General features: G+C 62.7%; 15 protein-coding genes. 8 read left to right on the top strand and 7 right to left on the bottom strand.

Annotated elements, in window-relative coordinates; translation table 11 throughout:
* Positions 1-315 precede the first annotated feature (315 nt).
* Positions 316-1,347, top strand: coding sequence for a phosphatidylglycerol lysyltransferase domain-containing protein (locus ACWGTI_RS24440; protein WP_454589501.1), 1,032 nt, complete (start codon positions 316-318; stop codon positions 1,345-1,347).
* Between the two features lie 87 nt (positions 1,348-1,434).
* Here the strand turns inward: ACWGTI_RS24440 and ACWGTI_RS24435 are convergent, their stop codons facing one another.
* Both ACWGTI_RS24435 and ACWGTI_RS24430 read right to left on the bottom strand, forming a co-directional pair.
* On the bottom strand, positions 1,435-2,196 hold the full coding sequence (locus ACWGTI_RS24435; RefSeq protein ID WP_454589500.1) for an ABC transporter permease: 762 nt from the start codon (positions 2,194-2,196) through the stop codon (positions 1,435-1,437).
* Positions 2,193-3,134, bottom strand: coding sequence for an ABC transporter ATP-binding protein (locus tag ACWGTI_RS24430; protein ID WP_454589499.1), 942 nt, complete (start codon positions 3,132-3,134; stop codon positions 2,193-2,195). Before ACWGTI_RS24430 ends, ACWGTI_RS24435 begins: the two co-directional genes overlap by 4 nt.
* Before the next feature lie 251 nt (positions 3,135-3,385).
* On the opposite strand from ACWGTI_RS24430, the gene ACWGTI_RS24425 reads away from it, so the two are divergent.
* From ACWGTI_RS24425 to ACWGTI_RS24415, 3 genes are all read left to right on the top strand, one after another.
* Positions 3,386-4,747, top strand: coding sequence for a cytochrome ubiquinol oxidase subunit I (locus tag ACWGTI_RS24425; RefSeq protein WP_454589498.1), 1,362 nt, complete (start codon positions 3,386-3,388; stop codon positions 4,745-4,747).
* Between the two features lie 108 nt (positions 4,748-4,855).
* A complete protein-coding gene (locus ACWGTI_RS24420) occupies positions 4,856-5,860 on the top strand; it encodes a cytochrome d ubiquinol oxidase subunit II (RefSeq protein ID WP_454589497.1) in 1,005 nt (334 codons plus the stop codon).
* A gap of 178 nt (positions 5,861-6,038) precedes the next feature.
* Positions 6,039-6,326 (top strand): GIY-YIG nuclease family protein, encoded by a 288-nt coding sequence (locus ACWGTI_RS24415; protein ID WP_454589496.1) that lies wholly within the window; start codon positions 6,039-6,041, stop codon positions 6,324-6,326.
* A 146-nt stretch (positions 6,327-6,472) separates the two neighbouring features.
* Here ACWGTI_RS24415 and msrA read toward each other — a convergent pair whose 3' ends face one another.
* The 4 genes from msrA to ACWGTI_RS24395 all read right to left on the bottom strand — a co-directional run bounded on the left by msrA (position 6,473) and on the right by ACWGTI_RS24395 (position 8,990).
* Positions 6,473-7,204: a peptide-methionine (S)-S-oxide reductase MsrA gene (gene msrA / locus ACWGTI_RS24410; RefSeq protein ID WP_454589495.1), complete on the bottom strand. Its 732-nt coding sequence runs from the start codon at positions 7,202-7,204 to the stop codon at positions 6,473-6,475.
* Positions 7,205-7,314: 110 nt separating this feature from the next.
* Positions 7,315-7,635 carry a hypothetical protein gene (locus ACWGTI_RS24405; protein ID WP_454589494.1) on the bottom strand — a complete coding sequence of 107 codons (321 nt, stop codon included), beginning with the start codon at positions 7,633-7,635 and terminating at the stop codon, positions 7,315-7,317.
* Between the two features lie 81 nt (positions 7,636-7,716).
* A complete protein-coding gene (locus tag ACWGTI_RS24400; protein WP_454589493.1) occupies positions 7,717-8,409 on the bottom strand; it encodes a DUF1223 domain-containing protein in 693 nt (230 codons plus the stop codon).
* A 209-nt stretch (positions 8,410-8,618) separates the two neighbouring features.
* The gene (locus ACWGTI_RS24395) at positions 8,619-8,990 is read right to left on the bottom strand and encodes an endonuclease domain-containing protein (RefSeq protein WP_454589492.1); all 372 of its coding nucleotides are present in this window, start codon (positions 8,988-8,990) and stop codon (positions 8,619-8,621) included.
* Positions 8,991-9,140: 150 nt separating this feature from the next.
* Between ACWGTI_RS24395 and lepA the strand changes: the two genes are divergently transcribed.
* Entirely contained in the window at positions 9,141-10,946 is a 1,806-nt protein-coding gene (gene lepA / locus ACWGTI_RS24390; RefSeq protein WP_454589491.1) for a translation elongation factor 4, read from the top strand.
* Positions 10,947-11,455: 509 nt separating this feature from the next.
* Here lepA and ACWGTI_RS24385 read toward each other — a convergent pair.
* The gene (locus ACWGTI_RS24385; protein WP_454589490.1) at positions 11,456-12,037 is read right to left on the bottom strand and encodes a DUF3800 domain-containing protein; all 582 of its coding nucleotides are present in this window, start codon (positions 12,035-12,037) and stop codon (positions 11,456-11,458) included.
* Between the two features lie 88 nt (positions 12,038-12,125).
* Here ACWGTI_RS24385 and ACWGTI_RS24380 point away from each other — a divergent pair, with 88 nt between their 5' ends.
* The 3 genes from ACWGTI_RS24380 (at position 12,126) to ACWGTI_RS24370 (ending at position 14,034) form a co-directional block, all read left to right on the top strand.
* Positions 12,126-12,638, top strand: coding sequence for a hypothetical protein (locus tag ACWGTI_RS24380; RefSeq protein ID WP_454589489.1), 513 nt, complete (start codon positions 12,126-12,128; stop codon positions 12,636-12,638).
* Between the two features lie 218 nt (positions 12,639-12,856).
* Positions 12,857-13,204, top strand: coding sequence for a hypothetical protein (locus ACWGTI_RS24375; RefSeq protein WP_454589488.1), 348 nt, complete (start codon positions 12,857-12,859; stop codon positions 13,202-13,204).
* 200 nt (positions 13,205-13,404) lie between these two features.
* Entirely contained in the window at positions 13,405-14,034 is a 630-nt protein-coding gene (locus ACWGTI_RS24370) for a CDGSH iron-sulfur domain-containing protein (protein ID WP_454589487.1), read from the top strand.
* The last annotated feature ends 224 nt before the right edge of the window (positions 14,035-14,258 follow it).

Genomic DNA, 14,258 nt, shown 5'->3' with positions numbered 1-14,258 from the left:
GGCCGCGAAGCCGGCCCTTGGCCTAGCCGGCACGTTGCAAGCGCGTCGGCCGCTGCCAGTCCTGCTGCTCCGGCACCGATGACGATCACCGTCTCGTCGGATCCTTTCGACCTAGGGACGATGGGCATCGTTTCGCTTGTCGTTGCCGCCATTCGGTCGAGATTCCCTTTTAGCTGCGCCATGGGGACCCGTCCTGTATGGCACGTCCTGTATGGCACAGGGGCGATATGATCGATAATGAGGTCGCGTCAATGCGACTGATTCGAGGCCTCGGGGGCAGGCCTCTGTTTATCATCGGCACGCGGAAGCTCGACCATGCCCTCCTTGCGTATCTTTCTCGACAGACTGCTGGAGGGCGCCGCAGCCAAGGTGCCGCGCCAGGATTTGTCGCATGTCGAGCGGCTGGTGATGGTCCGCCGGCACGGCGACTTCTCGCTGGCCTATTCGACCGCCGTGCAGCAGAAACTCTCTTATTTCGGCGACACCGATGGCTACATCGCCTTCGGCACCAAGATGAAGCACCATTTCGCGCTCGGCGATCCGGTGGCCCATCCGTCCGACCGGGCCGACTATATCAGACGCTTTGTCGAAGCCGCCGACAGCCCATGGTTCGTGCAGATCGGCCAGCCGACGGCGCGCGTGCTGTCCGGGCTTGGCTACCAGGTCAACCGCCTCGGCATCGACACGCGGCTGGAGCTTCCGGCGCACAACTTTTCCGGCAAGCGCAACGAAACCGTGCGCTATTCCGAACGCTGGCTGTTGAAGAAGGGGTTTTCCTTTGGCGAGGGAGCGGTCTACCTCGACGAGGTTCAGCGCCTGTCGCAGAACTGGCGGGCCGACCGCATCGTCAAGCGCTGGGAGATGGCCTTCCTCAACCGCCCCTTTTCCGATCATCTCGGCATCGATATGCGCCGTTTCGTGCTCTACAGCCCGGAGGGCGAGCTTGTCGCCTTGCTCGATTTCGATCCGCTGTTCAGGGACGGCAAGGTGATCGGCTACACCACCTCGTTCAAGCGCAAGCACATCGATGCCTCGCCGCATGCCGAGATCGGGCTGACCAAATTCGCCGTCGACCGCTTTCGCGGCGAGGGCATTTCCGTCGTCACGCTCGGCCTGTCGCCGATGCTCGACGTCGGGGCCAATGAATTTACCGAATCGAGCTTCTGGCGCAACGCCTTCGAGCGCGCCTATGACTCGCCCTGGGTCAACCGCAGCAAGTTCAACCTCAAGGGCCAGGCGGCGTTCAAGCGCCGCTTCCACGGCGTCGAGGAGCCGACCTACATCGCCTTCCGCAAGGGCACGCTGGTTGAAATGCTGGGCCTGCTGCGCCTGATCAAGGCGGTCTAGCAAGATCCGTGGCGGCCCGCCCGGCCGATCTGCCCTCGGCAAAACGTAGATTTGACCGGCCCATACGCGATTGCCAGGGCGGAGGGGTCAGTTGCGCAGCCGGTAGCCGGTCCTGAATATCCAGGCGACGATGGCGATGCAGATGGCCAGGAACACCACAGTCATGCCGAGGCTGACGCCGACCGAGACGTCCGACTTGCCGTAAAAGCTCCAGCGGAAGCCGCTGATCAGGTAGACGACCGGATTGAACAGCGTCACCGTGCGCCAGGCCTCGGGCAGCATGTTGATCGAATAGAAGCTGCCGCCAAGGAAGGTCAGCGGCGTGATGATCAAAAGCGGCACCAGCTGCAGCTGCTCGAAGCTTTTCGCCCAGATGCCGATGATGAAGCCGAACAGGCTGAAGGTCACCGCTGTCAGCACCAGGAAGGCGAGCATCCAGAACGGATGCTGGATATGCAGCGGCACGAACAGCGAGGCCGTCGCCAGAATGATCAGGCCGAGGATGATCGACTTGGTCGCGGCGCCGCCGACATAGGCGATGACGATCTCCAGATAAGACACCGGCGCCGACAAAAGCTCGTAGATCGAGCCGACGAATTTCGGGAAATAGATGGCGAAGGAGGCGTTGGAGATCGACTGCGTCAACAGCGACAGCATGATCAGGCCGGGCACGATGAAGGCGCCGTAGCTGATGCCGTCGATCTCGGTGATGCGCGAACCGATGGCCGAGCCGAAGACGACGAAATAGAGCGATGTCGAAATCACCGGCGAGACGATGCTCTGCAGCACGGTGCGGAACGCACGCGCCATCTCGACCCGGTAGATCGCCCAGACCGCGCGAATATTCATGGCTCTTGCCTCAGCAGATTGACGAAGATCTCCTCTAGCGAAGAGTTTTGCGTGTCCATGTCGCGGAACTGAATGCCGGCCGCCTCGAGCTCGCGCAGCAGCGAAGCGACGCCGGGGCGTTCGCTCTGATTGTCATAGGTGTAGGTCAGCTGTGTGCCATCCGGCGAGAGTTCCAGCGCATAGTGCGAGAAGGCGTTTGGAATAGCGGTGAGGGTGTTACGCAATTCCACGATCAGGCGTTTGCGGCCAAGCTTGCGCATCAGCTCGGCCTTGCCCTCGACCAGGATGATCTCGCCGCGGTTGATGACGCCGACGCGGTCGGCCATCGCCTCGGCCTCTTCGATGTAATGCGTGGTGAGGATGATGGTGACGCCGTCGTCGCGCAGCCGGCGCACCATCGCCCACATGTCCTGGCGCAGTTCGACATCGACGCCGGCCGTCGGCTCGTCGAGGAACAGCACGCGCGGCTCGTGTGACAGCGCCTTGGCGATCATTAGCCGGCGCTTCATGCCGCCCGACAGCGTGATCGCCTTGGCGTCCTTCTTGTCCCACAGTGAGAGGTCGCGCAGCACTTTTTCGACGAAGCCCGGATTGGGCGCCTTGCCGAACAGGCCGCGGCTGTAATTGACCGTCGCCCAGACACTCTCGAAGGCGTCTATGGTCAATTCCTGCGGCACCAGCCCGATCAGGCTGCGCGCGGCGCGGTAGTCTCTGGTGATGTCATGGCCGTCGACAGTCACCGTGCCTGACGAGCGGTTGACGATACCGCAGACGATCGAGATCAGCGTCGTCTTGCCGGCGCCGTTCGGCCCCAGCAGCGCGAAGATCTCGCCGCGTTCGATGCCGAGGTTGATTTCCTTCAGCGCCTTGAAGCCGGTGGCGTAGGTCTTGGTGACGCCGGAAATCGAAATGATGGAGGGCGAATTGGTGGAAGACATGAGGCGGGGAACGACTGCTTGAAAGGGATTTTTATTGCGCTGAATGTCGGTGCGGACGGCCGGAAGTCAATGCCGCTGCTGACAAATGTGGACAAACGTTCCCTTTTCGTCGTTTCGCCAAGATGTAGCCGGGAGCGCTGACGGTTTGGCCCGATCTGCTGCGACAACGCGCCCCGCGTGGCGCCACGCCGCTTTGACCGGGCTGGGCTTCCGCCCTATTGTTCAACCACAAACAGCAGCCGGAGCCCGCAATGGACCCGCTCATCCTGTCACGTATGCAGTTCGGGGCGAACATTTCGTTCCACATCCTGTTTCCGACGATCACGATTGCGCTTGGCTGGGTGCTGCTGTTCTTCAAGCTCCGCTACAACGCCACCAACGATTCCGCCTGGATGCGCGCCTACTTCACCTGGGTGAAGGTGTTTGCGCTATCCTTCGCCATGGGCGTCGTCTCGGGCGTCACCATGAGCTTTCAGTTCGGCACCAACTGGCCGGGCTATATGGAAACGGTCGGCAACATCGCCGGGCCGCTGCTCGCCTACGAGATCCTCACCGCCTTCTTCCTTGAGGCGGCCTTCCTCGGCATCATGCTGTTCGGGTTCCGCCGCGTGTCGAACCGCGTCCACACGCTGGCCACCGTGCTGGTTGCCGGCGGCACCACGCTGTCCGCCTTCTGGATCATCGCGCTCAATTCCTGGATGCAGACGCCGGCCGGCTTCGAAATGATCGACGGCAAGGCGCATCCCGTCGACTGGTGGGCGATCGTCTTCAACCCGTCCATGCCTTACCGCCTCGTGCACATGCTGATTGCCTCGGGGCTGACCGTCTCGTTCCTGATCGCCGGCCTGTCGGCGCTGCGCTATCTCAGCGGCGACCGTTCGGAATCGATGTGGAAGGCGCTGCGCACCGGCGTCTTCACCGGCGCCATCCTGATCCCGATCCAGATCTTTGCCGGTGACCAGCACGGGCTGAACACGCTGGAGCATCAGCCGCAGAAAATCGCCGCCATGGAGGCCAACTGGAACACCGGCCCCAATGTGCCGCTGGTTCTGTTCGCCTGGCCGGATGAGGCGACGAAGGAAAACAGGTTCGAGGTCGCCATTCCCGATGGCGCCAGTGTTGTGCTGCGGCACTCGACCAGCGGCATCGTGCCGGGGCTGAACGACTATCCCGGCCTGCATCCGCCGGTCCTTCCGTTGTTCTGGGGCTTTCGCATCATGGTCGGCACCGGCATCTTGATGCTGATCGTCTCCTGGTCGGCGACCTTCTTCCTCAAGCGCCGCCACAGCCTGCCGAAGCCGCTGGCCATGCTGATGGTGCCGATGGCGCTGTCCGGCTGGCTGGCGACGCTCGCCGGCTGGTACACGACCGAGATCGGCCGCCAGCCCTGGCTAGTGACGGGCGTGTTGAAGACCGCCGACGCCGTCGGCCCGGTCGCCGGTAGCCATGTCGCGCTGACGCTTGCCGTCTATCTCATCCTCTATGTGCTTTTGCTGATCGCCTATCTCGGCGTGCTGGTGCACCTGGCGCTGAAGGCGGCCAAGGATGGCGACACCTCGCCGCTGCCGGGCGTGATGAAGACGGCCATGTCGCAACCGGCTGCAGGGGAGTGAGAAATGGTCCGCGCAGCGGACGAAAAGCCAACGATTTGGCTTTTCGAATGACGAACGCCCGGAGCCATAGCGAAGGGCAGAACCGTTGATGAGAGGGACGACAGACCCATGAGCTTCGACTGGCCAACCGCGCTGCCGCTCATCTTCGCTGGCCTGATGGGCCTTGCCATCCTGATCTATGTCATTCTCGACGGGTTCGATCTCGGCATCGGCATCCTGTTCTCGGTTGCCGAGGACGCCGAGCAGGACACGATGATCGCCGCCATCGGCCCGTTCTGGGACGCCAACGAGACCTGGCTGGTGCTGGCTGTCGGCCTGCTTTTGGTCGCCTTCCCGATGGCGCATGGCGTCATCCTCACCGCGCTCTATCTGCCGGTCTTCGTGCTTTTGGTCGGCCTCATCCTGCGCGGCGTCGCCTTCGATTTCCGCGCCAAGGTGCCGGCCGGCAAGAAGCATCGCTGGAACCGCATCTTCTTCCTCGGTTCAATCATCGCCTCGCTGGCGCAAGGCTATATGCTCGGCGTGTACGTGCTCGGCCTCGATGTCGGCCTTGGCGGCATCGCCTTCGGCGCGCTGGTGGCGCTCTGCCTGTCGGCCGCCTATGCAGCGATGGGCGCCGCCTGGGTGATCTACAAGACCGAAGGCGAATTGCAGAAGAAGGCGGTGGCCTGGCTGCGCACGGCGCTTGTGCTGACCGCGCTCGGCATGGCCGCGGTGTCGCTCGCCACGCCCTTTGCCAGCCCGCGCATCTTCGCCAAATGGTTCGACTGGCCCGAAATGCTCTATCTGTCGCCGCTGCCGATCCTGTCGGCGCTGCTGTTCCTGTGGCTGTGGCGGCAGACCTTCCATCTGCCTAAGCAAGACGACCGCCATGCGCTCAGGCCGTTCCTGACGCTCGCCACCATCTTCGCACTCGGCTTTGCCGGGCTCGCCTGGTCGTTCTACCCGTTCGTGGTGCCAGATCGTCTGACCATCTGGCAGGCGGCCTCGGCGACCGAAAGCCTCGCCATAATCCTGGCCGGCGTCGTTGTCGTCCTGCCGATCATCATCTTCTATTCGTTCTACGCGTATCGCGTGTTTGGCGGCAAGGCGACGGATCTGACGTATGATTGAGGGGTAAGGGCGTTGGCGAAGAGGTTGGCAAAAGCCCTCGCGACTTCGTCATCCTAGGGCGAAGCAAGGAGCGAAGCGACGCAGCGCAGACCCTAGGATCCATGCCGTGACGTTTGCCCTGGAACGCAGCGGACAAGAATGGCGCTTGTGCGCGCACCGACCCTTGTTACCCTGAGCCATGACCGGCTATGTCTACATGACCGCAAGCCAGAAACGCGGCACGATTTACATCGGCGTCACCAATGACCTTGGCCGCCGAATGCCAGAGCACAAATCCGGCCAGGGTGCAGGCTTCACCAGCCGCTACGGCGTACAGCGGCTGGTCTGGTACGAGGAATTCTTCGACATCACCGATGCCATCCAGCGCGAGAAGTCACTGAAGCGGTGGCCAAGACAGTGGAAGATCGACCTGATCGAAAAGGCCAATCCCGAATGGTTTGAGCTCTTCCGTGGGACAGGCTGGTAGCCGCCCGGTTTTTTGCACCGCTGGAGCACTGCACGGCGGGCGCGGCATGGATCCTAGGGTCTGCGCTGCGTCGCTTCGCTCCTTGCTTCGCCCTAGGATGACGAAGGTTGGGGAGCGTCGCGACCCGTGCCCCCCAAGCCCAATCCTCAGCTCTTGCTCGCCGCCAGGACCAGGACCGGCTTGTCGCTGTACAGCGCCGGGAACAGCGACTTCAAATTCGCCACCTTGGGCAGGTCGTTGTAGACGATGTAGGGGTAGGTCGGGTTCAGCGTCAGGAAGTCCTGGTGATATTCCTCGGCCGGATAGAAGGTTTTCCCCGTCTCCAGCGTGGTGACGATGGGTTTCGAAAACACCTTGGCCTGGTCGAGCTGGGCGATGTAGCTCTGGGCGATCTTCTGCTGTTCGCCATTCTCGGCAAAGATGGTCGAGCGGTACTGGGTGCCCGAGTCTGGGCCCTGGTAGTTCAGCTGCGTCGGGTTGTGCGCGACCGAGAAATAGACCTGCAGCAGCTGGCCGTAGGTCACCTTGGACGGATCGTAAGTGATCTCGACCGATTCGGCATGGCCGGTGCGGCCGCTGCCCACCGTTTCGTAGACGGCATCGTCCTTGGCACCGCCGGTGTAGCCGGAGACGGCCTTGGTCACGCCCTTGACGTGCTGGAACACGCCCTGCACGCCCCAGAAACAGCCACCGGCGAAAACGGCCTTCTCGCTGCCGCTGGCGGCCTTTTCGTCCATTGCCGGCGGCGGGATCACCACCGCGTCCTCGGCCGATTGGGCCGGGCTCTGCCAAAAGGCGGCCGCCGCCCCGGCAACGATGAGCGCCGCAAGAGCGCTTTTGGCGAAGATCGGCGTTCTCGTCTTTTCCATGCCGGTCATGTCTGATCTCCCTTGATGGTGTTTCCGACTATACGACAGATTGTCGTGTCGGGTTTCTCAAATTGCCGTGCGTGGCCCGGCCGCCAGGCAGCCGGACCAGTGCTCATGCCTTATTGCGCGGGCGCCATCGCGTCCGCGGGCTTCATGGCGTCCGCAGGCTTCATGGCGTCGGCCGGCGCCATCGCATCGGCGGGCTTCATCGCGTCGGTCGCGGGCTTCATGGCGTCCGTTGCCGGCTTCATCGCCTCGGTGGCCATCGGGTCTGGCGCCATCGCATCCGCAGGCTTCATGGCGTCCGTTGCAGGCTTCATCGCCTCGGTAGCCATCGCATCGGCCGGCTTCATGGCATTGGTCGTATCCTCGGCGCGGGCGCCTGCGGCAAAAGCCGTCATCGAAAGCGCAAAGGCGAGCGCGGTAAGGGTCTTGGTCATGCTGGTATTCCTTCTCAGGGGTTGTGGCGCGCATATGCGGGCCGGTGATGCGCAGCCGTCTGCGGCGTTGCGTGGGGAAAATCAGTCGGCGGCCGCGGCCAGGATCGGCCCGCCGCCCGGCGTCTGCACCAGCACCGCGGTGCTGAGCCCGGCGCTTGGCGCCGGCAGCTTCAGCGTCGCCGCCTCGCCGTTCCAGCTGCCGAGCTTTGTCAGCGAGTGCACGACATTGGCATGCGGCAGCGTGTGGCCGGTGTTTTCGCCGCGCGCCACCGGCACCTCGATGACGCCCTTGTTGTAGCGAACCAGCCAGACATCGGCCTTGCCGCCCGGAGCGGAACCGGCGCCGATCGCGATCTTGCCGCTATCGAGCGACAGCGACGGACCCTTGGTGCCGCTGCTCGAGGAAATCAGTTGCTCGATCTCGCCGGGTGCAGCGCCCACGGCGTCGGCACCGCCATTGACCACCACCTGCGGCGTGAACGGGCCCGAGCGGCCAAGCGACGGCTCATAGCGCACCTGGCGCTGGGTAAACTCCTCGCGGCCGAACGTGTCCTTCCAGCCGAGATAGTCCCAGTAGGTGACGTTGAACGACAGCGCCAGCACGCCCGGCTTGTCCTTGACCTTGATCAGATTGGCATTGGCCGGCGGGCAGGACGAGCAGCCCTGGCTGGTGAACAATTCGACCACGGTGAGCGGCTGGGCGAAGGCGGTGCCCATCGACGACAACAGCGATGCTGCAAGGAGGCCGGACAAGGCGATAAGTTTTCTGGACATGGCTTGCTCCGTGGGGCGCTGGGATGCGCCGGTCATCACTCACTTCGCCGTGTCCGGAGGCTTCGTTACATCGCTCACCGGTTTGTGATTGCGGGGGCGCCGGCGCCTTCCCTTCTCCCCCCTGTGGGAGAAGGTGTCGCCGAAGGCGACGGATGAGGGGTGTTCCAGCGGAGTGAGGCGTTGGCGTTCCCTGGAACACCCCTCATCCGTCACCGCCAGGGCTGCAAGTTTGTGTCCCTTACATAGGCGATGATTGTATCGCAGACGGCATTCAAATCCTTCAGCACATCATCGTTCCAGAAGCGCAAAACGCGAAAGCCTCTCGCTTTCAGTTCAGATCCGCGAGCCAGGTCGGAATCCGAGTCTGCGTGCTGACTGCCATCGATCTCGACGATAAGGCGCGCTTCGGGACAAGCGAAATCGGCGATGTATTTGCCGACAGGCATCTGGCGCCGAAATTTTATCCGGTCGAGCCTGCGATCTCGCAGTTCTTGCCAGAGCCTGCTCTCCGCCTCGGTCATGTCACGCCGAAGCGAACGGGCAAAGCTGCGCTTGGCGGGAGTGACAGGCTGATGCGGCATAGCGTCAGAATAACCAACGTCTCACTCCGCTGGAACACCCCTCATCCGTCTCGGCGCTATCGCGCCGATCCACCTTCCCCCACAAGGGGGGAAGGAAGGCCATCCCCGCCCCGCTTGCCCCTCAACCCCGCCCCTGCTAAAGGCCGCGCCATGAGCACGCCCCTCGACCACATCCGCAATTTCTCCATCGTCGCCCATATCGACCATGGCAAATCGACGCTTGCCGACCGCCTGATCCAGCTGACCGGCGGGCTGGAGCTGCGCGACATGAAGGAGCAGGTGCTGGACTCGATGGACATCGAGCGCGAGCGCGGCATCACCATCAAGGCGCAGACGGTGCGGCTCAAATACCGCGCCAACAATGGCGAGGATTACATCCTCAACCTCATCGACACGCCCGGACACGTCGACTTCGCCTATGAAGTGTCGCGGTCGCTGGCCGCCTGCGAGGGTTCGCTGCTGGTGGTCGACGCCTCCCAGGGCGTCGAGGCGCAGACGCTGGCCAATGTCTACCAGGCCATCGACAACAACCACGAGATCGTCGTGGTGCTGAACAAGGTCGACCTGCCGGCCGCCGAGCCCGAGCGCATCCGCGAGCAGGTCGAGGAGGTCATCGGCATCGACGCCTCCAACGCCGTGCTGATCTCGGCCAAGACCGGCCTCGGCATTCCGGACGTGTTGGAGGCCATCGTCCACCAGTTGCCGCCGCCGCGCGAGGGCGATGCCACGGCCCCGCTGAAAGCCATGCTGGTCGACAGCTGGTACGATGCCTATCTCGGCGTCATCGTTCTGGTCCGCATCATCGACGGCGTGCTGAAAAAGGGCCAGACCATCCGTATGATGGGCACCGGCGCCAAATATCTGGTCGAGCGCACCGGCGTCTTCACGCCCGCCCGCATCAATGTCGACGAACTCGGCCCCGGCGAGTTCGGCTTCTTCACCGGCTCGATCAAGGAAGTGGCCGACACCCGCGTCGGCGACACCATCACCGAGGACAAGCGCCAGACGGCGCATGCCTTGCCCGGCTTCAAGCCGGCGCAGCCGGTGGTGTTCTGCGGCCTGTTCCCAGTCGACGCCGCGGATTTCGAGGACCTGCGCGCCGCCGTCGGCAAGCTGCGCCTCAACGACGCCTCCTTCTCCTATGAAATGGAAACGTCAGCCGCGCTCGGCTTCGGCTATCGCTGCGGCTTCCTTGGCCTGCTGCACCTCGAAATCATCCAGGAGCGGCTGGAGCGCGAGTTCAACCTCGACCTGATCGCCACTGCCCCATCCGTCGTCTACCGGCTGCTGCTCAATGACGGCTCGATGAAAGAGCTGCACAACCCCGCCGACATGCCGGACGTGGTGAAGATTTCGGCCATCGAGGAGCCGTGGATCCGCGCCACCATCCTCACCCCCGACGACTATCTCGGCGGCATCCTGAAGCTCTGCCAGGACAGGCGCGGCATCCAGGCCGACCTCTCCTATGTCGGCAAGCGCGCCATGCTGACCTATGATTTGCCGCTCAACGAAGTGGTCTTCGATTTCTACGACCGGCTGAAGTCGATCTCCAAGGGCTACGCCTCCTTCGATTATCACCTGACCGACTACCGCGAGGGCGACCTGGTGAAGATGTCGATCCTGGTCAATGAGGAGCCGGTCGACGCGCTGTCCATGCTGGTCCACCGCACGGCGGCGGAAAAGCGCGGCCGCCAGATGTGCGAGAAGCTGAAGGAGCTGATCCCGCACCACCTCTTCAAGATCCCGATTCAGGCTGCGATCGGCGGCAAGGTCATCGCCCGCGAAACCATCTCGGCGCTGCGCAAGGACGTTACCGCCAAGTGCTATGGCGGCGACGTGAGCCGCAAGCGCAAGCTGCTCGACAAGCAGAAAGAGGGCAAGAAGCGGATGCGGCAGTTCGGGAAGGTGGATATCCCGCAGGAGGCGTTTATCCAGGCGCTTAAGATGGGGGATTGAGAAGTCGGTTGGCGCGCATAGCGCGCCAAGACATCGATCCAGTGGATCGATGGCAGGCTTCGAAAGCGGGGGGAGCTGCCGGAGGCAGCGGGCCCCCGCCAGCTCGGCGCTGAAGCTGCTGGGTGGACGTTTATTCGCCAGAGGTCGCCGCGATCCGCCTTCCGCTGAGCGCCATTAGCCAAATTGGGTCAGAAGCAAGCAGCTGACTTGTTGAAGACCGTTAATGATCTGAGTGCGGTTGTACCCGAAGGCTGTTTCAACCACGATACGGTCTAGAAATTCAGCGCTGGCAAAACGAAAAAGTGGACGTCGGACAGATAAAAAACCGATTCATAAACAATGACTTACGTCATAAACCATTGATTCAAATAGATTTTCTCTCAACCTCTATTGAAACATACCGGGAACAATGCCATATTGGTGTAAGGCAGCCATGCGCCGGAACACCCCAAAGCAGTCGCGAGATTGCAGGCGAGAAATCGCAATTATGGGCCGGGGGGCTGCCGCTTTTATTTCCAGATTTCTAGCATCTTCAGTTGCTGCTGATCCAAATTGCATTGTTCGTGATGCGGGACCATCTTTATTCCGTAGCTGAGATACTTTTTCTTGCGGCTGTAAGTTACAGGCTTAAGCGTCTCGGCATAACGCGGCTCACAATTTCCATACCGATCAGGTTCAAAACCAGCGGCCATCGCAGAGGCAATCGCATCGGCAAGCTGAAGGCTCGCGCTCTTGCTATGATCGGCTGCTGTCACGGCATCAATGTCAATCACTGGCCAGTGTATACGAACGTCGCCCGACTTGTCGGCCTTCAAACGTTCAAGGTATTCCCGAAACTCTTCGTACTGCATCCCGCCCCGGCGGGAGAAAGTGATCGCCACTCGTCCATCGCCTTCTGGAGCTAGTGGACGGTGATCCCGACAGAGCCAAGACAAGCGCTCGATTAGATAGCGTGTCATGTAGAAATACAGCTGGTTCTTTTCCTTATAGACTTCCTTTGGGATGGGCTCTTTCGCCGCGATGACGCTCAAAGCACGGAGAGGTTTGTCGGCCAGGACATGGTCGAAGCCATAAAGAAATTCGCACCGCATGTGGTGGTGAGGCTCTGATTCTCCTTCTCACTCAGGCAAGGAAGGAGGAACCGTTCCGCCTGATCCTCAACACTCGGAAACCACCGAAATGTCCGCGCCGATAGAACTCCGCAACAGTCCCACCAACAAGTTCAGTTCCGTCGCCGGGTCGTTGCTGATGGCGGCGATCTTCGGCTTCTACACGCTGAAGGGGCTGGCCGGCGGCGCCGACGGCGGGCGGGTGTTGTTGGTGGCGCTGCTGGCGCTGGGCTTCCTCGGGCTCGCCGGCTACAGCGCGCGCGGCGCCTTCGACACCCGGGTCAAGGTGGTGCTCGACGAAAACGGCTTCCGCGATCGCCGCCTCGGCGACGTGCTGGTGCCATGGGACCAGGTGGTGAGCGTGCACCTCTCCTCCCCCGGCAAGGGCTCGGGAATGGTCAATTTCGAACTGACCGGCGAGCCGCCCGACGAGATCAAATACGCATCGGCCAATGCGCTGAACCGGATCCTGCCCTTCGGCAGGAACATCGTGCACATGGAGATCACCTCGCTCGACATGAGCGGCCAGGACGTTATCGAGGCGGTGAGAAAATTCGCGCCGCAGGTGGTCGTGGGGCACTAATCTCCCCCCTTGAGGGGGAGATGTCGCCGAAGGCGACAGAGGGGGTCGCCGCGCGTGGAGCGCTAACCCCCTTCTGCGGCAAAGTACGTCGAGCCCGGACGAACCGACCCCCTCTGGCCTGCCGGCCATCTCCGCCTCGAGGGGGGAGATTACGCTCCGCCTCGCGCCGTCTCTCCGCTCATGCTCTAGTTCCCCTCTCCGATTCGGAAACCACCGCCATGCTCCGCCTCACCCTTGCCGCCTTCCTCCTCGCCACTCCGGCGCATGCCGCCGACATGGCGTTCTTCGTCAAGAACCTGCGCAAACAGGCGGTGGCGGTGGAGCTGTTCAGCCGTGACCGCAAGATGTCATGGCCGGGCGACGAGCAGGTGTTTCTGATCGAGCCGAACTCGCAGAAATCGGTGCCGATCTCGTGCAATCAGGGCGAGAACATCTGCTATGGCGCCTGGGTCAACGGCAACGACGCGATTTCGGCGGGGGTCGGGCCGGACAATGACCAGCCGTGCGATACCTGCTGTTTCATCTGCGTGGAGAAGACGACGGAGACGATCGATCTGGTGGAGTGAGGAACTAGTCTCCCCCCTCGAGGGGGAGATGTCGCCGACAGGCGACAGAGGGGGTCGGTTCGACCGGGCTCGGCCTCATTGCCGTAGAAGAGGGCCAGCGCTCCACGCGCGGCGACCCCCTCTGATCAGCCGCTCCGCCGAGCTTGACGCCCTTGCCGCCGCCGCCCTAGCCTCTTGTCACCCACCACGAGGAGAGCTCCATGGCAGGCACGGTCGAAGGCGAAAAGATCGACGTTTCCTTCAACGGCAAGCGCTGCATCCATTCGCGCAATTGCGTGCTCGGCAACCCGCATGTCTTCGTGCCCAATGCGCCCGGCGAGTGGATCCACCCCGAGGCGGCTAGCGTCGAGCAGGTTGTGACGCTGGCCGAAAACTGTCCGTCCGGCGCCATCGGCTATCTGAGGAAGGATGGCGGGCCGCAGGAGAAGCCGCCGGTGGTCAACACCGTGCGGCTGCGCGAGAACGGGCCGTTGGCCGTCCATGCCGAGATCGTGCTCGGTGGCGAGACCTCCTTTCGCGCCACGCTCTGCCGCTGCGGCGCCTCGCAGAACAAGCCGTTCTGCGACAACAGCCACATCAAGGCCGGCTTCACAGCCACCGGCGAGCCGCCGCTGAAGGAGGCGCCGGCGACGCTGGAGGCGCGAAATGGCCCGCTGACCATAACGCCAACCACCAACGGGCCGTTGAAGGTCGAAGGCAATGCCGAGATCGTCACCGGCACCGGCCACACGATCGACCGCACCACCCGCACCTTTCTGTGCCGCTGCGGCCACTCTGCCAACAAGCCGTTTTGCGACGGATCGCATAAACGGGTTGGGTTTGTGGGGTAGGTGAGTGGCCGATCTCCCCCCTTGAGGGGGAGATGTCGCCGAAGGCGACAGAGGGGGTCGCATCGCGTGAAGCGCTAGCCTCTATCTGCGAAATCAGGCCGAGTCCGGTCGGTCCGACCCCCTCTGGCCTGCCGGCCATCTCCCCCTCAAGGGGCCTGTTGCGTTATTAGGCTTTGGACGCCTGGAGAGACGGCAGGGGCGCAGCGAGGTGGTTTCCGGCGCGG

Source organism: Mesorhizobium sp. ArgA1, from assembly GCF_053714375.1.
The sequence above is the reverse complement of the archived record's forward strand: the minus strand, read 5'-3'. Positions and strand labels throughout refer to the sequence as shown.